The sequence below is a fragment of the Thiomonas islandica genome (assembly GCF_055383445.1).
Genome location: NZ_AP042391.1, coordinates 1,067,653 through 1,093,149, shown reverse-complemented (window position 1 = coordinate 1,093,149; position 25,497 = coordinate 1,067,653). Strand labels below are relative to the sequence as shown.

Annotated in this window: 29 protein-coding genes and 1 riboswitch; of the genes, 15 read left to right on the top strand and 14 right to left on the bottom strand. The window is 67.2% G+C overall.

The genetic code is table 11. The features are described from left to right. Positions 1-30 precede the first annotated feature (30 nt). The 8 genes from gspN to gspG form a co-directional block, all read right to left on the bottom strand. Entirely contained in the window at positions 31-912 is an 882-nt protein-coding gene (gene gspN, locus ACZ47F_RS05235; RefSeq protein ID WP_464926232.1) for a type II secretion system protein N, read from the bottom strand. Then, complete coding sequence (gene gspM, locus ACZ47F_RS05230) at positions 913-1,467, bottom strand: type II secretion system protein GspM (RefSeq protein ID WP_464926231.1); 555 nt, start codon at positions 1,465-1,467, stop codon at positions 913-915. Positions 1,468-1,477: 10 nt separating this feature from the next. Further along, entirely contained in the window at positions 1,478-2,671 is a 1,194-nt protein-coding gene (gene gspL, locus ACZ47F_RS05225; protein ID WP_464926230.1) for a type II secretion system protein GspL, read from the bottom strand. 96 nt (positions 2,672-2,767) lie between these two features. Then, complete coding sequence (gene gspK / locus ACZ47F_RS05220; protein WP_464926229.1) at positions 2,768-3,733, bottom strand: type II secretion system minor pseudopilin GspK; 966 nt, start codon at positions 3,731-3,733, stop codon at positions 2,768-2,770. Further along, positions 3,730-4,446: a PulJ/GspJ family protein gene (locus ACZ47F_RS05215; RefSeq protein WP_464926228.1), complete on the bottom strand. Its 717-nt coding sequence runs from the start codon at positions 4,444-4,446 to the stop codon at positions 3,730-3,732. Before ACZ47F_RS05215 ends, gspK begins: the two co-directional genes overlap by 4 nt. Continuing rightward, positions 4,447-4,875, bottom strand: coding sequence for a type II secretion system minor pseudopilin GspI (gene gspI / locus ACZ47F_RS05210; protein WP_464926227.1), 429 nt, complete (start codon positions 4,873-4,875; stop codon positions 4,447-4,449). It abuts the gene before it with no gap. A 47-nt stretch (positions 4,876-4,922) separates the two neighbouring features. Then, positions 4,923-5,555 (bottom strand): pilus assembly FimT family protein, encoded by a 633-nt coding sequence (locus tag ACZ47F_RS05205; RefSeq protein ID WP_464926226.1) that lies wholly within the window; start codon positions 5,553-5,555, stop codon positions 4,923-4,925. Further along, positions 5,530-5,994, bottom strand: a complete 465-nt coding sequence (gene gspG, locus ACZ47F_RS05200; protein ID WP_464926225.1) for a type II secretion system major pseudopilin GspG — start codon at positions 5,992-5,994, stop codon at positions 5,530-5,532. The genes ACZ47F_RS05205 and gspG overlap by 26 nt, the downstream gene beginning before the upstream one ends. Before the next feature lie 35 nt (positions 5,995-6,029). Between gspG and ACZ47F_RS05195 the strand changes: the two genes are divergently transcribed. The 6 genes from ACZ47F_RS05195 to ACZ47F_RS05170 all read left to right on the top strand — a co-directional run bounded on the left by ACZ47F_RS05195 (position 6,030) and on the right by ACZ47F_RS05170 (position 11,113). After that, a complete protein-coding gene (locus ACZ47F_RS05195) occupies positions 6,030-6,605 on the top strand; it encodes a type II secretion system protein N (protein ID WP_464926224.1) in 576 nt (191 codons plus the stop codon). Positions 6,606-6,899: 294 nt separating this feature from the next. Then, entirely contained in the window at positions 6,900-7,169 is a 270-nt protein-coding gene (locus tag ACZ47F_RS05190; RefSeq protein WP_464926223.1) for an FmdB family zinc ribbon protein, read from the top strand. Positions 7,170-7,263: 94 nt separating this feature from the next. Then, positions 7,264-7,902, top strand: a complete 639-nt coding sequence (locus ACZ47F_RS05185) for a DUF502 domain-containing protein (RefSeq protein ID WP_464926222.1) — start codon at positions 7,264-7,266, stop codon at positions 7,900-7,902. Positions 7,903-7,977: 75 nt separating this feature from the next. Beyond that, complete coding sequence (aspS, locus tag ACZ47F_RS05180) at positions 7,978-9,777, top strand: aspartate--tRNA ligase (protein WP_464926221.1); 1,800 nt, start codon at positions 7,978-7,980, stop codon at positions 9,775-9,777. Positions 9,778-9,825: 48 nt separating this feature from the next. Next, positions 9,826-10,947: a 3-deoxy-7-phosphoheptulonate synthase gene (locus ACZ47F_RS05175; protein WP_464926220.1), complete on the top strand. Its 1,122-nt coding sequence runs from the start codon at positions 9,826-9,828 to the stop codon at positions 10,945-10,947. A 10-nt stretch (positions 10,948-10,957) separates the two neighbouring features. After that, positions 10,958-11,113 carry a hypothetical protein gene (locus ACZ47F_RS05170; protein WP_464926219.1) on the top strand — a complete coding sequence of 52 codons (156 nt, stop codon included), beginning with the start codon at positions 10,958-10,960 and terminating at the stop codon, positions 11,111-11,113. A gap of 258 nt (positions 11,114-11,371) precedes the next feature. Here the strand turns inward: ACZ47F_RS05170 and ACZ47F_RS05165 are convergent, their stop codons facing one another. Further along, positions 11,372-11,845: a c-type cytochrome gene (locus ACZ47F_RS05165; protein WP_464926218.1), complete on the bottom strand. Its 474-nt coding sequence runs from the start codon at positions 11,843-11,845 to the stop codon at positions 11,372-11,374. A gap of 227 nt (positions 11,846-12,072) precedes the next feature. Here ACZ47F_RS05165 and ACZ47F_RS05160 point away from each other — a divergent pair, with 227 nt between their 5' ends. The 3 genes from ACZ47F_RS05160 (at position 12,073) to ACZ47F_RS05150 (ending at position 13,893) form a co-directional block, all read left to right on the top strand. After that, complete coding sequence (locus ACZ47F_RS05160) at positions 12,073-12,531, top strand: SWIB/MDM2 domain-containing protein (RefSeq protein WP_464926217.1); 459 nt, start codon at positions 12,073-12,075, stop codon at positions 12,529-12,531. A gap of 78 nt (positions 12,532-12,609) precedes the next feature. After that, positions 12,610-13,203: a phospholipase D family nuclease gene (locus tag ACZ47F_RS05155; protein ID WP_464926216.1), complete on the top strand. Its 594-nt coding sequence runs from the start codon at positions 12,610-12,612 to the stop codon at positions 13,201-13,203. A 174-nt stretch (positions 13,204-13,377) separates the two neighbouring features. Continuing rightward, positions 13,378-13,893, top strand: a complete 516-nt coding sequence (locus ACZ47F_RS05150; RefSeq protein WP_464926215.1) for a peroxiredoxin family protein — start codon at positions 13,378-13,380, stop codon at positions 13,891-13,893. Between the two features lie 10 nt (positions 13,894-13,903). Here ACZ47F_RS05150 and ACZ47F_RS05145 read toward each other — a convergent pair whose 3' ends face one another. Continuing rightward, the gene (locus ACZ47F_RS05145; RefSeq protein WP_464926214.1) at positions 13,904-14,812 is read right to left on the bottom strand and encodes a LysR family transcriptional regulator; all 909 of its coding nucleotides are present in this window, start codon (positions 14,810-14,812) and stop codon (positions 13,904-13,906) included. Between the two features lie 422 nt (positions 14,813-15,234). Between ACZ47F_RS05145 and aceB the strand changes: the two genes are divergently transcribed. From aceB to ACZ47F_RS05130, 3 genes are all read left to right on the top strand, one after another. Continuing rightward, on the top strand, positions 15,235-16,821 hold the full coding sequence (gene aceB / locus ACZ47F_RS05140) for a malate synthase A (RefSeq protein ID WP_464926213.1): 1,587 nt from the start codon (positions 15,235-15,237) through the stop codon (positions 16,819-16,821). Positions 16,822-17,049: 228 nt separating this feature from the next. Then, positions 17,050-17,784 (top strand): SDR family oxidoreductase, encoded by a 735-nt coding sequence (locus ACZ47F_RS05135; RefSeq protein WP_464926212.1) that lies wholly within the window; start codon positions 17,050-17,052, stop codon positions 17,782-17,784. A gap of 309 nt (positions 17,785-18,093) precedes the next feature. Next, complete coding sequence (locus tag ACZ47F_RS05130; protein WP_464926211.1) at positions 18,094-18,573, top strand: transcriptional repressor; 480 nt, start codon at positions 18,094-18,096, stop codon at positions 18,571-18,573. Positions 18,574-18,585: 12 nt separating this feature from the next. Here ACZ47F_RS05130 and ACZ47F_RS05125 read toward each other — a convergent pair whose 3' ends face one another. The 3 genes from ACZ47F_RS05125 to lipB form a co-directional block, all read right to left on the bottom strand. Next, positions 18,586-19,041 carry a DUF3429 domain-containing protein gene (locus ACZ47F_RS05125; RefSeq protein WP_464926210.1) on the bottom strand — a complete coding sequence of 152 codons (456 nt, stop codon included), beginning with the start codon at positions 19,039-19,041 and terminating at the stop codon, positions 18,586-18,588. 87 nt (positions 19,042-19,128) lie between these two features. Beyond that, the gene (gene lipA / locus ACZ47F_RS05120) at positions 19,129-20,091 is read right to left on the bottom strand and encodes a lipoyl synthase (RefSeq protein ID WP_464926209.1); all 963 of its coding nucleotides are present in this window, start codon (positions 20,089-20,091) and stop codon (positions 19,129-19,131) included. Between the two features lie 20 nt (positions 20,092-20,111). Then, on the bottom strand, positions 20,112-20,759 hold the full coding sequence (gene lipB / locus ACZ47F_RS05115) for a lipoyl(octanoyl) transferase LipB (RefSeq protein ID WP_464926208.1): 648 nt from the start codon (positions 20,757-20,759) through the stop codon (positions 20,112-20,114). 119 nt (positions 20,760-20,878) lie between these two features. Here lipB and ACZ47F_RS05110 point away from each other — a divergent pair, with 119 nt between their 5' ends. Together ACZ47F_RS05110 and ACZ47F_RS05105 are read left to right on the top strand one after the other, a co-directional pair. After that, positions 20,879-21,553 carry a class I SAM-dependent methyltransferase gene (locus ACZ47F_RS05110; RefSeq protein ID WP_464926207.1) on the top strand — a complete coding sequence of 225 codons (675 nt, stop codon included), beginning with the start codon at positions 20,879-20,881 and terminating at the stop codon, positions 21,551-21,553. 53 nt (positions 21,554-21,606) lie between these two features. Continuing rightward, the gene (locus tag ACZ47F_RS05105) at positions 21,607-21,771 is read left to right on the top strand and encodes a hypothetical protein (RefSeq protein ID WP_464926206.1); all 165 of its coding nucleotides are present in this window, start codon (positions 21,607-21,609) and stop codon (positions 21,769-21,771) included. Between the two features lie 5 nt (positions 21,772-21,776). On the opposite strand, the gene ACZ47F_RS05100 is transcribed toward ACZ47F_RS05105, so the two are convergent. Beyond that, positions 21,777-22,391 carry a Crp/Fnr family transcriptional regulator gene (locus ACZ47F_RS05100; RefSeq protein ID WP_464926205.1) on the bottom strand — a complete coding sequence of 205 codons (615 nt, stop codon included), beginning with the start codon at positions 22,389-22,391 and terminating at the stop codon, positions 21,777-21,779. A 69-nt stretch (positions 22,392-22,460) separates the two neighbouring features. Further along, a riboswitch (S-adenosyl-L-homocysteine riboswitch) is annotated at positions 22,461-22,539 on the top strand. Positions 22,540-22,594: 55 nt separating this feature from the next. Here ACZ47F_RS05100 and metH point away from each other — a divergent pair. Continuing rightward, positions 22,595-25,327, top strand: coding sequence for a methionine synthase (gene metH / locus ACZ47F_RS05095; protein ID WP_464926204.1), 2,733 nt, complete (start codon positions 22,595-22,597; stop codon positions 25,325-25,327). Positions 25,328-25,497: the final 170 nt, after the last annotated feature.

Below are 25,497 nucleotides of genomic sequence, written 5' to 3'. Positions count from 1 at the left end.
AAGGTGGCTGTTCCACGATCCGAGCCAGCTTCAGAACGACAGACGGACATGGTCGCCCTCGGGGCGGCCGAGCAGCGACAGCAGATTGGCCATCGCCGCCTCGCTGCCCGGCGCGGCTCGACCGGTGCCGGCAAACTGCAGCGCCTGCCCGTTCCAGACCCCCTTGCCCTGCAGCAACAGCGGCCCCTTGTCGCTGCGCAGATCGATCTGCGCATCTGCGCCCTGCCCGGTGATGGTGACGGTGTAGCTGCCGATCGGCGCGACCACACTCAACCTCGACGCCGCGTCCGGCAAGACGATCTGCACCTGCCCGCCGATGCGCATGCGACCGGCGACCGATTCTAGGTGCAGGCCGCGCAAGGTAAGCCGTGCGTTCCCCTGCAGCGCGATGGTGTTCCACGGCGTGCCCAGGCCATCGAGCACGGCCAGCGGCACACTGCCCTGCCAGGGGGCGTCGGGCGCTTCGCCCGCGGGCTGCATCGCCAGGCGCAGCTGCGACAGACCGAGCTGCGCCAGAATCTGCAGAGGCTGTGCCGACACGGCAGGCCAGTCGATGCGTGCACGCAGCCGTCCGCGCCAAAGTTCGCCCAGATTGACCTTCCAGCGCAGCGTACCCGGCAGCAAAGTGGCGCCGCGGCTGCCCGCGCCGCCTTCGAGCACCAGCAGCGCCGAACCGTCGCGCCAGGTGCCCTGCGCCTGCGCCAGCAGCACATGCCGGCCGCTTGCGGTCCACACCGCATCGCTCAGCCAACTGGCCGGCGCCTGCCACAGCAAGGCCCACATCGCGCCGGCCAGCGCGGCCAGCCACAGCCAGCGCCGGGGCTGTGCAGGCGGTCTGCCCGCGGCCCGGGCCGCGGGCCGTCTGGCGTGCGCGCCGTCCCTGGGCGGGGCTGGAGCTGGTGCGCTGCCCATTCATCCGCCACCCGAACTCTGGCGCGACAGGTGCACCGTGCCGCTGAGCAGCCCGTCCGCGTCCCGGGTCAGATCGGCACCATCGACCTGCGCCGACCAGTCGCGCCGCGCGGCCTGCGCCAGCGCCACCAGAGTGGCCGGACGCAGCCCGGCAAACTGCAGCGTGGCCTCGCCGGGTAGCACTTGCACCTGAATCTTTGCGTTGGGATCCACCCGCTGAAACCAGGCGAGCACCGCCGTCTGTAGATCACCGTCGAACGCGGGAACGGCAGGTGCGTTGCGCAGTGCGGCGAGCTGCTGCCCTTGTTGCTGCAGGACCTGTAACTGCTGCTGCAGGCCGTTGATGTGCTGCGGCGTGGTCTGCAGGGTGTGCCAGGCCGGACGAAACGCCACCGCCCACAGCAACGCCGCAGCCACCACCGCCGCAGCCGTGCTCGTGAGCCACTGCTCGCGCCGCGACAGCGCAGCCCAGCGGCGCCGGCCTACGGCCACGGCCTGCGGCAGGCCCCGATACCACAGCGCGGAAAGCGACACGGCCCGTCCGCTGGCGCTCATCGGGACGTCCTCATGGCGACCCCGCAGCGATGCGCAGCACATCGCCCTGTGTCTCGCACGACAGCCCGGCAGGCGCGCAGCGTGCCGCGGCCTGCACCGCGCCGTCGCCCGGCAGGGTGAGCTGCAATTGCCCGGTGCTGAATTTCAGCGCCGTCGGCACCACACCCGCGGGCACCACCAGGCTGGCGCGGCCCATCAGCACGTCGAGATCGCCATCGCCCGGTCGCCCGGCCCGCAGCCGCGCCTGGTCCAGCGCGCGCTGCACCTGCAGCCGGGCATCGACAATCGCGGGCACGCCGGGCAGCGCCTGCGCCGCGGCGGCATCGATCTGCTGCTGCAGGCGGCTTTCCTGGCGCTTGAGCTGCACGGCCGCGACATTCATGCCGACCAGCTGCACCACCGCCACCAGCGCCAGCAGCTTGCCCACACGCCGCCAGGCCGGCGTGACCAGTTGCTCGATCAGCCCGCTGACACCGCGCGACAGCGCGTGCCTGGGTGCCAGGTCGAACTGCCGCAGATTCCACGGCGATTGCGCGGCGCGCGCCAGCCAGTGGGCATCGGTGAGGGTCGTGGGGGAGAGTGACGGCGGCAGGTCGAGCCGATCCAGCAGCGGCTGCGCCAGATCCTGCACCCACAGATGCGCGGGCATCTCCGGCAGCGGCAGGGTCTGCGGCGATGCGGCGTCGGTCGCGAGGGTCAGCGGCAACCAGGCCGCCTCGCCGTGCAGATCCCGCCACAGCAGACGCGGCCCCTGCGCGCCGACCTGCAGCAGCGCGTCGCCCGGCGCCAGCAAGGCGGCTTCGGGCACGATCTGCTGCGGCTCCTGTCCGGCCTGGGCAAGGTCGGCAAGTGCCTGCTGCAGCGCACCTTTTTGCACCGCGCAGGCCAGCGAGATGCTGCCGTCCTCGGCCTGCGGCCCGGCGGCCAGATGCAGCTGCCCTGGGTCGAGCAGCAAGCGGTCTTCCAGCGCCCCACCCAGCGCGGCCTGCAGACGGCCCGGCGGCATGGGCGGCAGCGCCACCGACAAGACCGAGGCGTCCATTGCGTCGACCACGGCCACCACCCGGCGTCCGCGCGGCAGCAGCGCCGCCTGCTCGCGCCCGGCGGACTGCAGCTGGCCGTCCGCGCCCAGCAGCACATGATCCAGCGGCGGCAGCGGATGCGCGGCAGCCAGCGGCGGCAGGCGGAGAACCAAGGTTTGCATGACGGCGCCGATTGTAGGCAGGCTGTGTTGCGGTCAACAGCCCAACACTCCGCGGGACGGCCACGCCATGTCGAACGCGGCTGTGCAGGGGGCGGTTCAGTCTGCGCCCTGCGGGGCGGCCGCCAACCAGGGCGGCACGCGCTCGATGCGCACCACCTGTGAAAACAGGCCGGCGCGCTGGATGAGTGCGCGTTCTGCATACTCCAGCCGGTCAATGCGCACGCGGGCGATGGCGTCGAAATAGCCGGTGGCCACACTCACCAGCTGCGGGTTGACTGTCGTGCCCGGCGGCAGCAGCAGGGAGATGTCTGCGAGATTGCGGAAATACGCTCGCTTGCGCGCCTCGACCAGACGTTGTGCGGTGGCGCGATCGACCCCGAGCACCGCGGCCAGCACCAGCGGGCCGGCAGTGTTAGCATTGACCGGGGTGGCCTGCGGCAGCAGCGTGACCTCGGCGGCAAGCCGCGGCAGCGCCTGCGCCACGCCCGGCCCCAACCGTGCCAGATCCTGCAACTGTTGCAGCGGCAGCGGCGCGCTTGCGCCGCTGCCCTGCGTCGCGGTGCGAAACGGGCTGCTCGCCGCCATACCGTCGGCAATGTCCGTGGCCACGGTCGGGGGCAGCCGCAGCGCCTCACACAGCCGCTCGAGCACCAGCAGCGCCTGCGGATCGACCGTACCGGCCGGCGCCAGATCGCGCAGGTTGAAGCGGCTTTGCGCATCGGTGATGCGGCCTTCGAGCCAGGCGTCGGGCAGACTGGCGCTGTCCTGGCCGCGCGCAGCCAGGAAAGTCGACAGTCGGGATTCGGCCAGCGGCACCGACCACGGCTCGCCCAGATAGTCCGCGCTGGAATTGCGCGCATCCTCGCGCAGGATCAGTCGCGCCCAGTCGATCGCGCCGCGCAGGATCCAACGCGCCTGCGTCTGCTCGCGTGCGGTCTGCTCCCGCGCGATGGCGCTCCACTGGTTCCAGAACATACCCGAGACCATCACCGCAGCCAGCGCGGCGATGAGCATCGCGGTGATCAGCGCCGCGCCGCGCTGCAGGCTTGGGTTGCGCCTCATTCGTGGTCGTCCAGCAGGAAATCGCGCTGCAGTTCGCCCGCCAGCGGCTTGCCGGCAAACTGCAACTGCACCCGCACCGCCGCCGGGGTGACCGCATTGGCCGCCAGGGCGAGGGCCGACGCAGAGGCCGCGGGCGTGGCCGGGGCATTGGCCGCAGTGCCCGGATTGACCCAGGCGCCCGACTGCTGCAGCAGCCCGATGCCGGCGTAGCGGTAGAACTGGATCTGCATGCGCACTACGCCGGGCAGGATGGTCAGCAGCGGCGCGGCCGGATTCTGCAGCGCGGTCTGCAGCACGGCGCGGCTATCGGAGGGCGTGCTGGCACTACGCTGCAGCGCGCCGTCGCGCACGGTCCAGCGCACCACCTGCAGCGCGCCGGCCTGCGGCGGCAGCCCGACATCGGCGCTGGCGTCGGCGCGGACGTCGCCGCCCAGCGGCTGCGCCGGCCGGCGCACGATGAACAGATTGCCGCCGATCACGCTCACCGCGGGTAAGCCAGCGCCCGCTGCGGTGGCATGGCGCAGGTCGTCGCCGAGTTGCTGCATGCCATCGGCCAGGCGTGAGCTGGCGGCAAAGGCGCTGCTGGCGTCGTCGCGGCTGCGCGCCACGGCGTCCAGCCCGCGCCAGCCCAGCACCGCGACCACCGCCAGGATGGTGACCGCCACCAGCAGCTCGATCAGGGTGAAACCAACCGCAACCGCACGACGCGCCATTCAGAGATTTCCGATGATGGTGACCACCTGCCAGGCGCTCCAGCCGCTGGCATCGCGCACATTGACCTGCATGCGGCGAAAGTTGGGGTTCGGCGTGGGCATCACATCGACCGCGACCGTGAACCGCTCGTTCGCCTGCGTGCAGCTGCTGGTGCTCTGCCCGATCGGCAAAAAGGTCTTGCTCAGGCGCTGATCGACCAAGACATTCTGCGCGCACTGCTCGGCCAGCACCGCGAGCCGGTAGCGATGTGCGTCGTCGCTGACATTGCCAGCGGCGCGCATTGCCGCCAGCAGCGCGATCGCCACGACGGCCAGCGCGACCAACACTTCGAGCAGGGTGAACCCACGCGACAGCGCCTGCACGGTTGCGGCACGAGCCCACCCCATCCCGCCCCTCCCCCGCCGCGAGAGAAATTGGGAGGAGGGCATGCCCACCTGCCGGCTCGAACGCACCAAAGCGCGTTGGGTTTGCCTGGTCACGACCTGCTGCCGCTGACGGCGAACGGCGCAAAACCGTCCGATGCAATGCTGTCGCGCGCGTCGCCGTCGCTCAGTTCGACCAGCACCGCGCCGCCCACCGGCTCGGTGCCGAACAACAGCCAACTCGGCGGCGTGCCCAGGCCACGCAAGCCGCCCGCACGCAGGCTGACCGTGACCGGGCCGGCAGAGTAGCTCGCCGCGCGCGGCTGCTCGCCCAGGACGCTGCGCCAGTTGCGCGGCGCAATCTCGCCCCGCCGGCCCAACCAGGGCCAGGCGCGCGGGCGCAGCAGATCGGAGTCCACCGGCTCCCAGCCTTGCGGTCCGATCTGCAAGAAGGCGTAGCCGCCCGGCCCGCCGGCCCAGGCCAGCGGCACCCCGGTTTCGGCCGCGTGCTGTCTGGCGGCATCGAACAGGGCGGCCAGGCGCTGCGCCTCGCGCTGCATCTGCGCATTCTGCGACGGCGGCAGGGCGAAAGCTGCCATCGCGGTCACCATGCCGACGATGACCAGCGCCACCAACATTTCCAGCAGAGTAAAGCCCCACGGGGCCGCGCGCACCACCCGCGCACTGTGCCAGCCCGGGTCGTGGACGACCTGGTCGGGCTTACTGCCAGCTGCCGATGTCGGCATTGGCGCCTTCGCCGCCCGGTTTGCCGTCTGCGCCATAACTGAACACGTCCACCGGGCCCTTGACGCCCGGATTGAGGTACTGGTACGGATGACCCCAGGGATCGGTCGGCAGCTTTTCGAGGTAGGGTTTCCAGTTGCTCGGAATGGGCGGCGTGGTCGGCTTGGTCACCAGCGCCTGCAAGCCCTGCTGCTGTGTGGGGTACATGCCGTTGTCCAGTTTGTAAAGCTTGAGCGCCTGCATGATGGTGGCGATGTCGGTTCGGGCCGCGGTTTGCCGCGCCTCGTCGGTACGGCCCATGATGCTCGGCACGATCAGCGCGGCGAGCACACCCATGATGACCAGCACCACCATCAGCTCGATCAGGGTGAAGCCGCGCGCGCAGCGGCTGCCGGAACCCGGCGCCGCCGCGGGGTTTACAACACAGGAAGCAGATTTCATCGACACCACCTTTCTGCGCGGATAATAAGAGGATGATGTTGCGCGCCCTCCCCCAATCCCCTGCGCTGCACGGCGTTTCTTCGCGCAACGGCCGCTGGCTGGCCTTCGGCCTGGCGGTGGCACTGGCGTTTGCGGCGTCGGCTCTGGCGGTGGGTTGGACGCTGCAGCTGCTGTCGGCGCCCAGGCCGGTGCCGGTCGATGCACAGATCATCGGCGCGCTACCTCCCGAGCAGGCGGCGCAGCAGGCTGCCCGCCTGTTCGGCGCCGAGCCGGTTGCCGCAGCCAGCGCCGCGCGCGCGCCTGGCCGGTTTCGGCTGTACGGCGTGATCGCCGGAGGCGATGCCGGATCGGCGCTGATCGGCGTCGATGGCAAGCCCCCGCGTGCGGTGGCGGTGGGCGAAGCGGTCGCGCCCGGGGTCATCCTGCGCACCACGGGGTACCGGAAGGTCTGGCTCGAACGCGACGGCGCCCGGCTGGAACTCAAGATGGACCCGCCACCCGCACAGCCGGACGGCAGCCCGCCTGCTTTCACCCCACGGTTGCCGCAGTTCAACCCGCCGCAGCTCGCGCCGCCCGGCATCGCCTCCCCACAGCCCGCAGGGGAAGGTTAGCAGCCCGTTGAAAAACGTCGCGAGGATGGCCAGATGCAAGGCGCACGGCGCGCAGCGGCCGAGACATATCAAATAGATAGGCGAGGCAGCGCGCACCGCGCAACGTCGCAGATGGCCCACCGCAGTAGTTTTTCAACGGTCTGTTAGGGGTCAGATTCCCGCCAAAATCTGGCTTGGCATGCGCCGCACAGGCGCGTTTTTATAATTCGACCATTGTTTTGCGCCAATTCGCCCGCATTTGCCTGCAAATGCGCCACTGCTCGGCGATCTCTGTCTTTCAACAAGGATTTCATCATGCCGATCTACGCCTACAAATGCGATGCCTGCGGCCACACGCTGGACGCGCTGCAAAAACTCTCCGACGCCCCGCTGACCAACTGCCCGCACTGCGGCAAGCCCGCGCTGCGCAAGCAAGTGACCGCAGCCGGATTCCAGCTCAAGGGTTCGGGCTGGTATGTCACCGACTTCAAGGGCGGCGGCGCAGCCGGCAGTTCGGCCGCAGCAGCCGCGCCGACGCAAGAGTCTGCGCCGGCGGCCTGCGGTGCGTCGTGCGCCTGCCAGTGAGCCGCGCTCCTTCTCGGCGGGGTGGGACACCACCCCGTCCACACCCCTTCCCTGACCTCCACGCCACGCGCGCTGCGCGCGGCGACCTCTGCTCATGAGCGTGAAAAGCATTTTCATCGCCGGCATGCTGGTGTGGCTGCCGCTGACCATCACCATCTGGGTGCTGTGGCAGCTGCTGGCCGTGTTCGACGGCATTTTCCGAGCGCTGGCCGCTGCGCTGAGCACGGTGGCGCCCGGTCTGGCACCGGCGCTGGACAGGCTGGTCAACATTCCCGGCGTGGGGGTGCTGCTGGTGCTGTCGGCCATTTTTCTCACCGGGCTGGCGGTGGCGAACATGGTCGGGCAGTGGTGGCTGGCGCGCTGGGATGCGCTGATGACCCGCATTCCGCTGGTCAAGACCATCTACAGCAGTGTCAAGCAGGTCTCGGACACGTTGTTTTCCAGCAGCGGCAACGCGTTTCGCAAGGCGCTGCTGGTGCAATATCCGCGGCAAGGCGCCTGGACCATCGCCTTCATGACCGGGCTGCCCGGCGGCGAAGTGGCCGCACATCTGCAAAGCGATCATGTCAGCGTCTATGTGCCGACCACGCCCAACCCTACCTCCGGCTTTTTCCTCATGCTGCCGCGCAGCGAGGTGATCGAGCTGCAGATGAGCGTGGACACTGCGCTCAAGTACATCATTTCCATGGGCGTGGTCGTGCCGGGCGGGCCGCACAACCCGCATGTGCACTGAATCCCCGGCCCTTTTCCTCCGTCTCGCCCCGCGCGCCCGTGCCGCGGGCTCCCTCCTTGAAAGTACCCCTCCAACATGAGTCTGCGTAGCCATTATTGCGGTCAGGTGACCGAAGCCCAACTCGGCCAAACCGTTTCGCTGTGCGGCTGGGTGCATCGCCGCCGCGACCACGGCGGGGTGATTTTCATCGACCTGCGTGACCGCGAAGGGCTGGTGCAGGTGGTGTGCGACCCGGACCGCGCCGCGACCTTTGCCACCGCCGAAGGGCTGCGCAACGAGTTCTGCATCCAAGTGCAGGGTCTGGTGCGGCCACGCCCGGCAGGCACCGAAAACCCAGATATGGCCTCGGGCAAGATCGAAGTGCTGTGCCATGACATCGCCGTGCTCAATCCTTCGGTCACGCCGCCCTTCCAGCTCGACGACGACAATCTGTCCGAGACCACGCGGTTGACGCACCGCGTGCTCGACCTGCGCCGGCCGCAGATGCAGCACAACCTGATGCTGCGCTACCGCGTGGCGATGGCGGTGCGCCGCTTTCTCGACGCGCAGGGCTTCATCGACATCGAAACTCCGATGCTCACGCGCAGCACCCCCGAAGGCGCGCGCGACTACCTGGTGCCTAGCCGCGTACACTCAGGCGAGTTCTACGCCCTGCCGCAGTCGCCGCAGCTGTTCAAGCAGATGCTGATGGTCTCGGGCTTCGACCGCTATTACCAGATCACCAAGTGCTTCCGCGACGAAGACCTGCGCGCCGATCGGCAGCCCGAGTTTACCCAGATCGACTGCGAGACCTCGTTTCTCGACGAGCAGGACATCCGCGATCTGTTCGAGACCATGATCCGCGGGGTGTTCAAGGACGTGCTCGGCGTGGAACTGGCCAACCCCTATCCGGTCATGAGCTACGCCGAGGCCATGACCCGCTTCGGCTCCGACAAGCCAGACCTGCGGGTGAAGATGGAGTTCACCGAGCTCACCGACGTGATGTGCGACGTGGACTTCAAGGTATTCTCCGGCCCGGCCACTACCCCCGGTGGCCGCGTGGTGGCGCTGCGCGTGCCCGGCGGCGGCGAGATGAGCCGCAGCGAGATCGACGCCTACACCGAGTTCGTCAAGATCTACGGCGCCAAAGGCCTGGCCTGGATCAAGGTCAACGACGCGAGCAAGGGACGCGAGGGATTGCAGTCACCGATCGTCAAGAACCTGCACGATGCGGCGATCGCTGCGATTTTGCAGCGCAGCGGCGCGCAAAGCGGCGATCTGCTGTTCTTCGGCGCCGACAAGGCGAAGATCGTCAACGATGCGATCGGCGCGCTGCGCGTCAAGATCGGCCACAGCGCCTTCGGCAAGGCCCACGGCCTGTTCGAGGATGGCTGGAAGCCGCTGTGGGTGGTCGACTTCCCGATGTTCGAGTTCGACGAGGACGAGCAGCGCTGGGTCGCGGTGCATCACCCGTTCACCGCGCCCAAAGACGGCCACGAAGAGTTGATGGACAGCACGCCCGAGCGATGCCTGGCCAAGGCATACGACATGGTGCTCAACGGCTGGGAGATCGGCGGCGGCTCGGTGCGCATCCACCGCGCCGAGGTGCAAAGCAAAGTTTTCGCCGCGCTGAAGATCGGCCCGGACGAAGCTCGCGCCAAGTTCGGCTTCCTGCTCGATGCGCTGCAGTACGGCGCACCACCGCACGGTGGCATCGCCTTCGGTCTGGACCGCATCGTCACCATGATGGCCGGCGCGCCGAGCATCCGCGACGTCATCGCCTTCCCCAAGACGCAGCGTGCGCAATGCCTGCTGACCAACGCGCCAAGCCCGGTCGACGAACGGCAGCTGCGCGAGCTGCACATTCGCCTGCGCAATCCACAGCCTGCGGCTTGAGGGCTAGGGTATGCCCGGGTGTCCTCATCATCAGCCGACCCGCTGCGCATGATCCGCATCGACGACCCCACCCACGACCACGAAGCCGGCTCGGTCGACGCCACGCTCGACACCACGCGCATCGACGACACGCGGATCCGCGCCGTGCGCGCGCTGGTCTCACCTGCGCTGCTGCTCGAGGAGTTGCCGATCGACGCCGAGGTCGAGGCGCTGGTCGCGCGCAGCCGAGCCGCGATCGCCGCGGCGCTGCGCGGCGAGGACGAGCGGCTGGTCGCGGTCGTCGGCCCCTGCTCGATTCACGACCATGCGCAGGCGATCGACTACGCGCGGCGGCTGCGCGCGCTCGCCGCCGAGCTGGGTGACGCGCTGGTCGTCGTCATGCGCGTGTATTTCGAAAAGCCGCGCACCACCGTTGGCTGGAAAGGCTACATCAACGACCCGCGGCTCGATGGCAGCTTTCGCATCAACGAAGGGCTACGCCGCGCGCGGCAGTTGCTGCTCGAGATCAACGCGCTCGGGCTACCTGCGGGCACCGAGTTTCTCGACCTGCTGTCGCCGCAATATTTCAGCGACCTGATCGCCTGGGGCGCGATCGGCGCGCGCACGACCGAGAGCCAAAGCCACCGTCAGCTTGCTTCGGGGCTGTCGTGCCCGGTCGGGTTCAAGAACGGGACCGACGGCGGCGTGCAGATCGCTGCCGACGCCATCGTCGCCGCCGCGCATCCGCATGCGTTCATGGGCATGACCAAGATGGGAGTTGCCGCGATTTTCGAAACCCGCGGCAACCGCGATTGTCACGTCATCCTGCGCGGCGGCAAGGCACCAAACTTCGACGCTGCCTCGGTCGACGCCGCCTGCGCCGTGCTCGCCAAGGCCGGGCTGCGCGCGCAGGTGATGATCGACTGCTCGCATGCCAATTCGGCCAAACAGCCGCGGCGGCAGATCGATGTGGCCGCCGACATCGCCGCGCGCATCGCCGCCGGCGAGCGGCGTATCGTCGGCGTGATGGTGGAGAGCCATCTGTGCGAAGGCCGACAGGACCTCCAACCAGGCAAGCCGCTGACGCCTGGCGTGTCGATCACCGATGCCTGCCTGGGCTGGGACGACACCGTGCCGCTGCTGCGCGGGCTGGCCGAGGCGGTGCGCAAGCGGCGCGCCGCAGCGGCTTGAGCCGCACCACTTGACCGCGCAACTGCCGGGCAGGCGCATCCTGCTGTGCACCTTTTCCAAGGTGCTGTCGCCAGGACTGAGTTATGCGCACGCGCCGCGGCACGTCATCACCAGAATGACCCTGGCGCGCCAGGCCGCCGACCTGCAGTCCCCCACCCCAGCCTGACCCAGCGTCTGGCGCTCTAACAGGCCGTTGAAAAAGTGCGCACCGAACGGGCTACGGGCGCTGCAAAGCCCGCGCCGCGCAACACCTTGCGGTTGTCGTACGCCACCTCCATGCCGCAACAAATCGATACCGCCATTGCGCGGCTGGGTGAACTGTTTGCCGCTGAGCAGGACGCAAGCGTGCGCAGCGCCCCGGCTGCGGCCCGCTGAAACGACAAACCCGCCAGCGGCGGGTTTGTCGTCAACGGGGCTCTGGCGGTCAAAGCTCTTCGCGGAAGCTGTCGTGGCAGGACTTGCAGGTCTTGGCGGTTTCGCCAAAGGCCACCTTGATCTCGTCGAGCTTGCCGGTCTTGGCCGCGGCGACCAGCTTGGGCGTCATCTCCTGCAGCTTGTTGGCGTCGGCCTTGAACTTGTCCATCTCTTTCCAGATCGTCGGCTTGGCGTGCGAATCCGGCAGGTCGGTGCCCGGCCCGAAGGCTTGCCAAGGCAGATGCGACATCATGGCGACGATCTCGGCGTTTTCCAGCGCAGCCTTGGGATCGAACGGCGCCTTGCCCTGCACCATCGCGCCGATGCGCGCAAAGCTGGTGCCCATGATGACGAAGGCGGACTGGCGGTATTGGACTGCCTTTTCGGGCTTGGCGAACTGCGCATGCGCAGGCCATGCGGCCAGCAGGCCGCAGGCGAGCGCGGCGGCAATGAGCTTCTTCGGGTCAAGCGTGGATGGATTCATCGACAGACTCCTTGCGGGTTGGAATGGAACACACACGGGTCACGTGCCCGGCCCAGTGTAAGGAGAAATGTGCATTGGCGCACGAGCGCACGACAAGCCCAGCCCGCGCCGCATTGCGATAGACACGCCCACAAACCGGCCGGCCGAATGCAAAAAAATGCCGCAAATCCGTTTGTCTGTGGCGCGTACGGCTTAAGATGCGCGCGTTTGGGTTCGATCCTGCGGCGATGCCGCGCCGATCGGGGCGCGGCGCTTCTGATCTGTGCCGCTCGGGTCGGCCCAATCGCTCAGCGGGCACGGCACGCCCAAGCCCGCTTCATGACCACCGTGAACCTGCGCGGCGCGCCGCGCAGACCAAACGCTCAACTTCTCGGAGTGCACTCGATATGGCCACTGCAAAACCCGCGGCAAAAAAAGCCACAGCCGCCAAAACCACCCGTCAACCCAGCGCGGCGTTCATGAAACCGCTGACCCCGTCGGCACAACTCGCCGCCGTGGTCGGCTCTACCCCGCTGCCGCGCACCGAAGTGGTGAAAAAGCTCTGGGACTACATCAAGCAGCACAAGTTGCAGGACGCGGCGAACAAGCGCATGATCAACGCCGACGCCAAGCTCAAGCCGGTTTTCGGCAAGGATCAGGTCAGCATGTTCGAGATGACCAAACTGGTCAGCCAACATCTGAAGTGACCCGGCGCGCAGCCTGATACGACTGCAGGCCCGCGGCCCCGGCCCGGCATCCGCCGGGCTTTTTCGTGCCCCCTGCCCATGTCGATCGACATCTCTCGCACCCGTCTGCTGGCTGGCGTGCTGGCTGGCGTGCTGCTGACCGCGGCCTGCACCCTGCCCGCGCAGGCGCGGCCGCCACAACCCACCGCGCTGCCGCAGGGCGCAGCGGTATCGAGCGCGTTTGCCCCGTCGGGCGATGCACTGGCGCTAGTGATCGCGGCAATCGACCAGGCGCATCGCAGCATCCATATGGCGGCCTACGTGCTGACCTCCGCCGACGTGGCGCGGGCTCTGGTGCGGGCGAAAAAACGCGGGGTCACGGTGCAGGTGCTGCTGGACTGGAAAGCCAACCTCGGCGAGGACGCGCGCGTCGCCCGGCATGCCATCGGCATCCTGTGCAATGCGGGCATCGCGGTGCGCACGGTCGATGCCTACCCCATCTTCCACGACAAATATCTGGTCATCGACCGCCAAACCGTGCAGACCGGCAGTTTCAACTACACCTACTCTGCTGCGTATCGCAACGCGGAAAACGTGCTGGTGGTGTGGAACGCGCCCGCACTGGCCGCGCGCTACCTGGCGGACTTCGAGCACAACTGGGCGCTGGGCCGGCCGGTGCAGCTGCCGTACTGAAGGCAATACTGAACAAGTCCCCGCGCGTCGTATCACAAGAACTGATTCCGCCTTGCCTGAACGCCGCGCGGCAGCCTCGAATCGCCGCATCGTGCGCAGGGTGAGCGCCGTGGCGCGGGCGAGCGACCTAAAATCGCGATGTCATTGGCTGGATAGTGCAATCAAGACACGCCCATGAAATCCCTGTCCAAATCGCTTATCGCCGCGGTGGTGCTGGTCGTGATGGCCATTGGCGGCTATCTCGGCTGGTCTGCGCTGGAGCAAAAGCCGCTGGCGCCCAACGCCAGCTTCAGCCTGCTCGACGGCAAAACGGTCGATCTGTCGGCTTACCGCGGCAAGGTGGTGCTGGTTAACTTCTGGGCGACGAGCTGCACCACCTGCGTGGGCGAGATGCCCGAACTGGTCAAGACCTATGAACAGCTCAGCCCCAAGGGCTTCGATCTGGTCGCCGTGGCCATGAGCTATGACAACCCGACCTTCGTGCGCAACTTCGTGCAGCAGCGGCAACTGCCATTCACCGTGGCGTTCGACGCCAGCGGCCAGACGGCCAAGGCGTTCAAGGACGTTCGGCTCACCCCGACGAGCTTTTTGATCGACAAATCCGGGCATATCGTCAAGCAATATGTCGGGCCACCCGACTTTGCCCAATTGCATCAGCTGATCGACCGGCTGCTGGCGCAACCAGCGTGATGCTGGCCGCTCAGCCGGCGGTCTGCGTACCCAGCCGGGCGAATTTCTGTTTGAGATAGTCCAGCCAGACCCGCAGCCGCAACGGCTGAAACTTGCGCTGAGTGAACAGCGCGAAAATGCCGTTGGGCGGCGCGGCATAGCCCTCCAGCAGCGCCACCAGCCTGCCTTCGCGCAGATTGTCGCCCACTTCCCAGAACGAGCGCCAGGCGATGCCCCGACCCTCCAGGCACCATTGATGCAGCACCGCGCCGTCGGTGCAGTCCATGCGCCCGCTCACGCGCACATGCATGATCTGGCCGCCACTCTGGAACACCCAGCCGCGCGGCTGGCTGCCCACCGACGCATAGGCCAGACAATTGTGTCGGGCCAGATCAGCCGGCGTGTCCGGCGCGCCAAACCTGCGCACATACTCCGGCGAGGCCACGCAGACGCGGCGGTTGTCCGCCAGCCGCAGGCTGACCAGGGAGGAATCGGTCAGATCCCCCACGCGCACCGCACAGTCATAGCCTTCGTTGACCAGATCGACCAGACGGTCAGTCAGGTCCAGTGAGAGTGTGACCTCGGGATGCCGGTCGAGGAATTCCGGGATCAGTGGGGCGACCAGCCGACGCCCGAATCCCGCCGGTGCGGTGATGCGCAAATGCCCGCTGGCCTTGACCCCACCGGCACTGACGCTGGCTTCGGCGTTGTGCAGGTCGGCCAGCAGGCGCTGGCAGTTTTCCAGAAAGGCGCTGCCCTCCTCGGTCAGGCTGATGCGGCGGGTGGTGCGCACCAGCAGCTTGACGCCGAGCCGCTCCTCCAGCGCATCGATGCGTCGCCCGATGATCGCCGCTGCCACCCCTTGCGCATGCGCCGCGGCAGTCAGGCTGCCCTTGGTCGCCACGGCAACGAAGGTTTCGATCTGTTTGAGCTTGTCCATCTTCGCATGCCTTGCATCTGGAAAAGCCATCAATCTAGCAACACTGAATATTGACCCGGCAATCGCATACGGTATGGCCCCTTCCCCACCGCGTGGGGGAAGGCTGGGAGGGGGAGGAATGCAAACCCCGCTGCGTGCCTGACTGCGAGAAGCGCGCGCACCGGGACAATCGCCCCCGCCATGGCGAGGATATGCAACACAGCAGACCGCCAGCAGCCCGGATGCGCAGCGCGTAGGGAACTTGGTCGGTGCTGTCTTCACCCACGCCTTTGCCCTGATCCCTTTGCCCTGATCCGCTCACCTGATGCGGCGGCGCAGCATAAACTGTCGTCATCCCACAAAGATGGGCGTTCGCCTGCACGCCGCGCGACCCGTTGCCACGCAGCGAACGCAACCTTTCAACCCATGACGGAGATCGCCGAATGAACACTTTGTCCGCCCCTCAGGGCGTCAGCCTGAACGCCCCGCTGCAGCCAGGCTTTGACCGCATCCTCACCCCGCAGGCGCTGGCCTTCGTGGCCCAACTGCACCGTACTTTCGAGCCGCGCCGCCGCGAACTGCTCGCCGCACGCGCTGCCCGCACCAAGCGACTCGACGCCGGCGAGCGCCCGGACTTCCTGCCCGAGACGCGCGCGGTGCGCGAAGGCGACTGGACGATCGCACCGCTGCCTGCGGCGCTTGCGCGTCGCCGCGTCGAGATCACCGGCCCGGTCGATCGCAAAATGATCATCAACGCGCTGAACTCGGGGGCCGACAGCTACATGGCCGATTTCGAGGACGCGAATACGCCAAACTGGGACAACCAGGTGCAGGGTCAGGTCAACCTGTTCGATGCCATCCGCGGCACCATCCGCTTCGAGCAAAACGGCAAGATCTACGAACTGGGCGAGCGTGTGGCCACGCTGCAGGTGCGCCCGCGCGGCTGGCATCTGGATGAGAAGCACCTGTTGGTCGACGGCCAGCGGATCAGCGGCAGCCTGTTCGACTTCGGCCTGTTTTTCTTCCACAACGCGCGCGAGCTGCTCGCACGCGGCGCCGGGCCGTATTTCTATTTACCGAAGCTGGAAAGCCACCTCGAGGCGCGGCTGTGGAACGATGTGTTCATCTTTGCGCAGGAGCAGCTTGGCCTGCCGCGCGGCTCGATCAAGGCGACCGTGCTGATCGAGACCATTCTCGCCGCGTTCGAAATGGACGAGATCCTCTATGAATTGCGCGAGCACAGCGCTGGGCTGAACGCCGGGCGTTGGGACTACATCTTCAGCGCGATCAAGAAGTTCCGCAACGACCGCAACTTCTGCCTGGCCGACCGTGCGCGCATCACCATGACCGTGCCGTTCATGCGCGCTTACGCGCTGCTGCTGCTCAAGACCTGCCACAAGCGGCGGGCGCCGGCGATCGGCGGCATGAGCGCGCTGATCCCAATCAAGAACGACCCCGAGAAGAATGCGCAGGCGATGCAAGGCATCCGCCAGGACAAGCGACGCGACGCCACCGATGGTTATGACGGCGGCTGGGTGGCACACCCCGGGCTGGTGCAGGTGGCAATGGAGGAGTTCGTCGCCGTGCTGGGTGAGCGGCCGAACCAGATCGACAAGCAGCGCGACGACGTGCGGGTCAGCGCCGCCGATCTGCTCGACTTCCGCCCCGAGCAGCCGATCACCGAAGCCGGGCTGCGTAACAACATCAACGTCGGCATCCACTATCTGGGCGCATGGCTGGCCGGCAGTGGCGCGGTGCCGATCCACAACCTGATGGAAGACGCCGCCACCGCCGAGATTTCACGCAGCCAGGTCTGGCAATGGATCCACAGCCCCAAGGGCGTGCTGGACGACGGCCGCAAGGTGACTGCCGAACTGGTGCGCGCGCTGATCCCCGAGGAGCTGGCGCGGGTCAAGGCGACCGGTGCACACGGCGAGTTCGACAAGGCTGCAAGGATTTTCGAGCAGATGGCCACAGGCGAGACCTTCACCGACTTTCTCACGCTGCCGCTGTACGAGGAACTGAGCTGACCTCGGCCTGCCCGATAAGCCGCCTGCTGGCGGCTTTTTTCGTGCCTTGCCACGCCTGCAGCACTGCGCAGCGCAATCCTGTCTTGCGCGGTCAGACACAAGTTCGGCCCGTGCGCAAGCCACCGGCCGCTTCGCCCCGCGGCGCGCAGCAGCATCGGCCGCCCGGCTGCAGCGCGGTGCATGCGGGTCTAGCATCTGTGCAGATTTCAACGCGAGGAGGAATTGCTCATGCAACTGCGTTCACTGCAAGACCGCATCGCGGTCGTCACCGGTGCGTCGAGCGGCATTGGCGCCGCCGCGGCACGGGCACTCGTTACCGAGGGCATGCAGGTCGTGCTCGCTGCGCGCTCGGCGGACAAGCTCGCGCGCTTGGCCGCCGAGCTCGGCGAGCGTGCACTCGCGGTGCCGACCGATGTCGGCGACGAGGCGCAAGTCGAGCGGCTGTTCGAGCAGGTCGCCGCGCGCTTTGGCGGGCTGGACCTGCTGTTCAACAACGCGGGCGTGGGCTACTTCGGCAAGTTCGAGCACGGCAAAACCGCCGAGTGGAAGACGACGATCGACGCCAACCTCTGGGGCGTGCTGTTTTGCACGCGCGCGGCAATCCCGCTGCTGCGCGGCCGCCCCGGGGCAATGATCAGCACGGTGTCGAGCGTCGGCGGGCGCCGCGGCATCGAAGGCTGGGCGGTCTACAACGCGACCAAGTTCGCCGTCGTCGGCCTGCACGACGCGCTGCGCAAAGAACTCGGCCCGGAGGGTATCCGCGTTTCGCTGATCGAACCGGGCGCGGTCTACACCGACTGGGGCTACAACGTGCCGACCGAGCAGATGAAGGCACGGCGCGACGCGGTTGCCGCGCTGCACGCCGAAGACATCGCGCAGGCGCTGGTCTACGCCTTCGCGCAGCCGCCGCATGTCAACCCGCAAGAATTGCTGATCATGCCGACGCGGCAGGTGACGCCATGAACGCATTGGCCGACACCCCGCAGGCATCTGGATGCGCAGCCTGCACATCTGGGCCAGCATGCTCCGTTCAGCCGCAGCGGCTGCACCATTTTTTTCAAGGTTAGCAGGCCGTTGAAAAACGTCGCGAGGATGGCCAGATGCAAGGCGCACGGCGCGCAGCGACCAAGACATATCAAATAGATAGGCAAGGCAACGCGCACCGTGCAACGCCGCAGATGGCCCACCGCAGTAGTTTTTCAACGGCCTGTTAGGCATGTGCCCGCGCAGGAATGATGCCGCGCATGCCCGCGCTGATGCATACTTGTGCCCATGACCCGCGCCCGCACTGCCGATCGCCCCGCCCACAACGATGCCCTGCAGCACGCCGAGGCGCTGTGCGCTGCGCGCGGGGTGCGACTGACGCCGCTGCGTCGCCGTGTGCTCGAGCTGGTGCAGTCTCGCCCCGAGGCGGTCAAGGCTTACGACCTACTCGCCCAGCTCTCCACCGAGGATCACGCCGCCAAGCCGCCCACGGTGTATCGTGCGCTGGACTTTCTGCTGGAGCAGGGACTGGTGCACCGGGTCGACAGCCTCAATGCCTTCGTCGGCTGTAACCACCCCGACACGCCGCACGCCGCGCACCTGCTGCTGTGCACCCAATGCGGGCGGGTAGAGGAACTGCACAGTGATGCGCTGGATAGCGCAATCGCCCAGGCCGTGACATCCACGGGCTTTGTCGCCCACCATGCCCGGCTGGAGGTGCGGGGCCTGTGTGCCGACTGCGCCGCCACGGCAGCAAATGCGCGCTGAACCGGCCGCGTTTCAGCCCGCAGGCTTGAGGGTGTAGAGCCGCACCAGCGTCAGGCCCAGGCCGAGCAGCGCGCCCAGGGTCAGCCACAGCCGCAGTTGCAGGAACCACGCGGGCCAGGGCAGCAGTCTGCGCAGCGACACGTCGGCGGCATAGGCCACCGCCAGGCCGATGAACAGCCCGGACATGCCGTACACCCAGTTCGATGCCCAGGTCATGCGCCATGCCCACAGCGGCAGCACCACGCCCCAGCCGAGCAGCAGCCAGGGGCGCTGCGCCTGCGCCTCGGGCTGCACCAGCAAGCCTCCCCAGTAGAGCGCACCGAGAAAGCTCAGGATCGCCGCAGCGTACTGGGCCTGGATGACCACCACAGCGGTCAGCGAAGCGGCGGGCGCGATCCACGTGGCCAGCCCCAGTGCGATGAACGGAATCAGCCCGGACAGGCCGAGAGCGTAGGCGGCGGATTTCATCGAGGCATCTCCTGGAACGTCGGACGGACTGCAAAAATTGTCGTCCACACCAGCGCTCGCCCGGCTGCGTCAGCGCAAACCTTCGGGTCAAACCCCGGCGGCGTGCGCCTGCTGGTCGGCGTGATAACTACTGCGCACCAGCGCGCCGACTGCGGCGTGGGTGAAGCCCATGGCTTGGGCCTCGTGTTCGAACCGCGCGAAGGTGTCGGGATGCACATAACGCGCCACCGGCAGGTGGTGACGAGTGGGCGCGAGGTACTGGCCGATGGTGAGCATGTCCACCCCGTGGGCGCGCAGGTCGCGCATCACCTCGAGAATTTCGTCGTCGGTCTCGCCCAGGCCGACCATCAGCCCGCTCTTGGTCGGAATGCCGGGGTAGCGCGCCTTGAAGTCGGCCAGCAGATTGAGCGAGTGCGCGTAGTCGGCGCCGGGGCGGGCCTGCTTGTACAGGCGCGGCACGGTCTCGAGGTTGTGGTTCATCACATCGGGCAGACCGGCGGCGAAAATATCCAGCGCCTTGTCCAGGCGGCCGCGGAAGTCGGGCACCAGCACTTCGATCTGCGTGCCGGGCGACATGGCGCGGGCGGCCTGGATGCAGTCGACGAAATGCTGCGCGCCGCCGTCGCGCAGGTCGTCGCGGTCCACGCTGGTGATGACCACGTAGCGCAATTTCATCGCCGAGATCGCACGGGCCAGATTGGCGGGCTCCGCGGGATCGAGCGGATCGGGTCGGCCGTGGCCGACATCGCAGAACGGGCAGCGCCGCGTGCACTTGTCGCCCATGATCATGAAGGTCGCCGTGCCCTTGCCGAAGCATTCGCCGATGTTCGGACAGCTTGCCTCTTCGCACACGGTCACCAGCCTGTGTTCGCGCAGCAGTCCCTTGATGGCATAGAACTGCGACGAGGGCGCGGCCGCCTTCACCCGGATCCACTCTGGCTTGCGCAGCGGCGCGTGCTCGGCGACGATCTTGATCGGGATGCGCGCGGTCTTGGCCTGCCCTTTCTGTTTGATCGTGGGGTCGGCGTGCAAGGGGGGGGGCGTGGTCATGGCAGCAAGGGAAAACGCGTTCAAGACATCATGTTAGGCGCCGCGGCAGGTGCCTGCCAGATCGCGGCGAATTCCTCGGCAAAGGCCGCAGCCACCTGCTCGACCGTGGCGGGCACGCCCAGACTGGCCATGTCGATGGTGCGCAGCCCCGGATAGCCGCAGGGGTTGATCCATTCGAACGGGGTCAGATCCATGTCCACATTGATCGCCACGCCGTGGTAGGTACAGCCGGCGCGCACCTTGAGCCCCAAGGCGGAAATCTTCTCGCCGCTGGCCAGATAGATACCGGGCGCACCCGATCGTCGCTGCCCCGCAATGCCCCAGCGCCCTAGAGTGCGGATCACCGCCTCCTCGATACGCTGCACGGTCTCGCGCACCATCCAGCGGTGGCGGCGAATGTCGAGCAGCAGATAGACCACCGCCTGCCCCGGACCGTGATAGGTCACCTGCCCGCCGCGGTCGGTGTACACCACCGGCACCGCATGCGGCGCCAGCACATGCTCGGGCCTGCCAGCCTGTCCCAGGGTGAATACCGGCGGATGCTCCACACCCCAGAGCTGGTCGGGCGTACTCGCGGTGCGCGCGGCGGTGAAGGCGCGCATCGCCTCCCAGGTGTCCAGATAGTCGCGCAAACCCAGCCATTGCAGCGCGGGGACAGCGGCGGACATGTTCGGATCGGCGTTCATGCTAAGTTTCAGCCAAGTTGCAGTCTGTGCAATCCAGACATTCATGCAGACAGGCGCAGCCGGGACTCTTCCGGCGTCGAGCCGGAAGAATAACCACCCGCATGCGTTTGCCATCCCCACCCTCCGCATCCCGCGTCCGCACTGCGCAGCAGATCGGCACCTTCCTGCGCGCCTGGGCGCGCGACCCGATTGGGGTGGCCGCGGTGCTGCCGTCCGGTCGGCAGCTCAGCCAGCAAATGCTCAAGCCGCTTGCGCTGCTGCCGCAGTCCGACCCGGCCCGGCAACGGGTGATCGAGCTGGGCGCGGGCACCGGTGCGTTCACCCGGGCGCTGGTCGAATACGGGCTGCAGCCATGCAATCTGCTCGTGGTCGAACGTGACCCCGCACTGCACGAGCTGCTGTGCCAGCGATTTCCCGATCTGCAGGTGATCCGGGCCGACGCCTGCGCGCTGCGTACCGCGGCACTGGCCTGCGGCTACGCGCTGGACGGACCGGCAGACGCGGTGATCAGCGGCCTGGGTCTGCTGTCGATGCCGCGCGCCATGCAGCGCTCGATCCTGACCGAAGCGTTTGCAGTGCTGCGGCCCGGCGGCTGCTTCGTGCAGTTCACCTACGGACATGCCAGCCCGGTATCGCGGGCGCTGCGCGAGGAGCTCGGGCTGCAAGTGCGCCGCTCGGGCCTGGCCTGGCGCAATGCACCACCGGCCTCCGTATTCGTTTACCAACGGGCCTTTACACATCCTCACACCTGCCACGCACCGCAGGCGACAAAATAATCCAGGTAGGGTGGCACCGCCTGCCGCGTGCGACCCCACTGGAGACGCATGCCGTGGCTGGATTCTTTGTCTCGCTGATCATCTACCCGTTTGCCGTGTACGGCCTGCGGCGGTTTTTCACCGAGCGCCTGGGAATGCAGAGCAATATCGGATTTCTGGTGTTCCTGCTCGCCAGCGTGGTGAGCTGGCTGGCCGCCGAGGCTGTGGGTCGGCTGTGACCGGATCAGCGTGAAGGCGGGTCGTCCGGGTCTGCCGAGCCGGCGATCTGGCTGGGCGATAACCCCGACTTCGGCCCGAGCATCTGCACGCGGATCGCCGGGTGCATCGCGCTGACCAGCCGGGACATGGAGCTGAGCTTGTTCGAGGTGTCGCGAAGGTGTTCGGCCAGGCGACTGGCGATGCCCAGCGCCAGCCGCGCCGCCGCTGCCGGGTGTTGCTCGACCAGCAGGTCGAGCGCAGCGCGGCTGAGTTCGGCCAGCGCCACGTCTGAATAGGCCACGCAGCTCGCGCTGCGCGGCGCGTCGAGCAGCACGCCCATCTCACCGAACATCTGCCCTGGCCGTGCGATCGACACCACGAGGCTGTCGCCCTGGCGCTGCGGCGTCTTCTCCACGGTGACCTCGCCGTCGAGCAACATCAGGATGGTGCTGTCGTGCGCGTCGTCGTCCTGCTGGATGAAGCACGTGCCGGCCTGCACCCAGCGCACCTGCATCAGGTTTGCGATGAGTACCGCATCGTCGGCACTCAGACGTTGACCGGGTTGGCGCAGCAGCAGTTGCGCGATGCGCGGCACCCAGGTGGCGCGGTCGGCGCGGCGCAGTGGAGGTGAAGGTGACATGGTCGGGAGGGCGCAATGCGCGCATGGTAGGGCAGCAGGCAGGCTTGCACGCTGCTTCTTACAATAGACGATTCCAAGGGGCGTTGCAGCACCGATTGCGGGGATCCGACGGTGCCAGGCTTGGGGGAATCAACGGCGCTCACCCAAATGCCCGCCTGCACCGCGGGCAAGCCCCTGCATCTGAACATCACGCCCGCATCCGCATGTCTGCCGCCGCCATTGCCCCTGCCCCGTTACAACTCTCCGGCCTGGAGCCGCTGTCCATCGGACCGGGCTCGCTGTTCGTCAATATCGGCGAGCGCACCAACGTCACTGGCTCGAAGGTGTTCGCGCGGATGATCCTCGCCGGCGAATTCGACAAGGCGCTGGCGGTAGCCCGCCAGCAGGTGGAAAACGGCGCGCAGATCATCGACGTCAACATGGACGAGGCGATGCTCGACAGCAAGGCGGCGATGGTGCGCTTTCTCAACCTGCTCGCCGCCGAGCCCGACATCGCCCGCGTGCCGGTGATGATCGACAGCTCCAAATGGGAGGTGATCGAGGCCGGGCTGCGCTGCGTGCAGGGCAAGGGCATTGTCAACTCGATCTCGATGAAGGAAGGCGAAGCCGAGTTTCTGCGGCAGGCCAAGCTGGTGCGGCGCTACGGCGCCGCCGCGGTGGTGATGGCGTTCGACGAACGCGGGCAGGCCGATTCGTTTGCGCGCAAGATCGAGATCTGCGAGCGCGCCTACCGCCTGCTGGTCGAACAAATCGGCTTTCCGCCGGAAGACATCATCTTCGACCCGAACATTTTCGCCATCGCCACCGGCATCGAGGAGCACGACAACTACGCGGTCGACTTCATCGAGGCCACGCGCTGGATCAAGCAGAACCTGCCAGGGGCGAAGGTCTCGGGCGGGGTCAGCAATGTGAGCTTTTCGTTCCGCGGCAACGAGCCGGTGCGCGAAGCGATCCACACCGTGTTCCTCTACCACGCGATCCGCGCCGGGATGGATATGGGCATCGTCAACGCCGGTCAGATCGGTGTCTACGACGATCTCGATCCCGACCTGCGCGAGCGCGTGGAGGACGTTGTGCTGAACCGCCGGCCGGACGCCACCGAGCGGTTGCTTGAAATCGCCGAGGCTGTCAAGGGCGCAGCCAAAGATGAGGGTGCGCGCTTGGCCTGGCGCGAGCTGCCGGTGCGCGAGCGGCTCAAGCACGCGCTGGTGCACGGCATCACCGATTTCATCGTCGAGGATACCGAGGCGATGTGGCAGCAGATCCGCGCCGAGGGCGGCCGGCCGCTGCATGTCATCGAAGGGCCGTTGATGGATGGCATGAACGTGGTCGGCGATCTGTTCGGCGCCGGCAAGATGTTCCTGCCGCAGGTGGTGAAAAGCGCGCGGGTGATGAAGCAGGCGGTGGCGCATCTGCTGCCGTACATCGAGGCCGAGAAGCTGGACATGCAGGCCGCCGGCTGCGATGTGCGGCCCAAGGGCAAGATCGTCATCGCCACGGTCAAAGGCGATGTGCACGACATCGGCAAGAACATCGTCACCGTAGTCTTGCAGTGCAACAACTTCGAAGTGATCAACATGGGCGTGATGGTGCCGGCCAAGGACATCCTCGCCAAGACACGCGAGGTAGGCGCGGACATCATCGGTCTGTCCGGGCTGATCACCCCAAGCCTCGAGGAGATGCAGCATGTGGCCGCCGAAATGCAGCGCGACGACTACTTCCGCAGCCGCAAGCTGCCACTGCTCATCGGTGGGGCGACGACCAGCCGGGTACATACCGCAGTGAAAATCGCGCCGCATTACGACGGCCCCGTGGTCTACGTGCCCGATGCCTCGCGCAGCGTCGGTGTGGCGCAAAGCCTGCTGTCGGACCAAGCAGCGCAGTTCATCGCCGAGATCGAGGCCGACTACGCCAAGGTGCGCGCGCTGCACGCCAGCAAGCGGGCCACGCCGCTGGTGCCGCTGGCGCAAGCGCGCGCGAACAAGACGCGCATCGACTGGGCCGCCTACACCCCGCCGGTGCCGAAATTCATCGGCCGGCGGGCGTTCCGCAACTATGACCTGAGCGAAATCGCAGCGAGCATCGACTGGGCGCCGTTCTTCCAGACCTGGGATCTGGCCGGCAAGTTTCCCGACATCCTCACCGACGACATCGTCGGCGAGTCTGCACGCCGCGTCTACAGCGATGCGCAGCGCATGCTCAAGCGATTGATCGAAGGCCGCTGGCTCACGGCCAATGCCGCGATCGGCCTGTGGCCGGCCAACAGTGTGAACGACGACGACATCGTGATCTACACCGACGAGAGCCGCCGCACTGAGCTGATGGTCTGGCACGGCCTGCGCCAGCAGACCGAGCGCCCGGTAGTCGACGGCGTGACCCGGCCGAACCGCGCGCTGGCCGACTTCATCGCTCCGGTTGGCGTTGCGCCGGACTACATCGGCCTGTTCGCAGTGACCGCGGGCATCGGGGTGCAGAAAAAGGAGCAGGCCTTTCTCGACGATCTCGACGACTATTCGGCCATCATGTTCAAGGCACTGGCCGACCGTCTGGCCGAGGCGTTCGCCGAGCGCATGCACCAGCGGGTGCGCACTGAGTTCTGGGCCTATGCGCCCGATGAAGCACTGACTACCGCCGAGCTGATCGCAGAAAAGTATCGCGGCATCCGCCCGGCGCCCGGCTACCCGGCCTGCCCCGAGCATTCGGTCAAGGGCGAAATGTTCCGCGTGCTGCGGGCGCAGGACATCGGCATGGAGCTCACCGAAAGCTGGGCCATGCTGCCAGCAGCCAGTGTCAGCGGCTTTTACTTCGCCCATCCCGAGGCGCAATATTTCAATGTCGGCCCCATCGGACCGGATCAGAAGGCCGACTGGGAACGCCGCGCCGGGCGCCCGCTCGAATCGGTCGCGGTGCAGGAACTGCCGCAGACCGTGGCCTGAGACCACCATTCTGAAGCCGGCGTCAGGCTGGTCTGCGCCCGCTCAGAAATCGTGAATCTTTCTTCTGCGCGGCCCGCTGGCCGTAAAGCGCGGCGCTCGGGTCTGGCCGATCTGGTCGATCTGTCTCGACCCTGCGCGCCGCGCGCATGAGCAGCAGGCCACTCGCAACG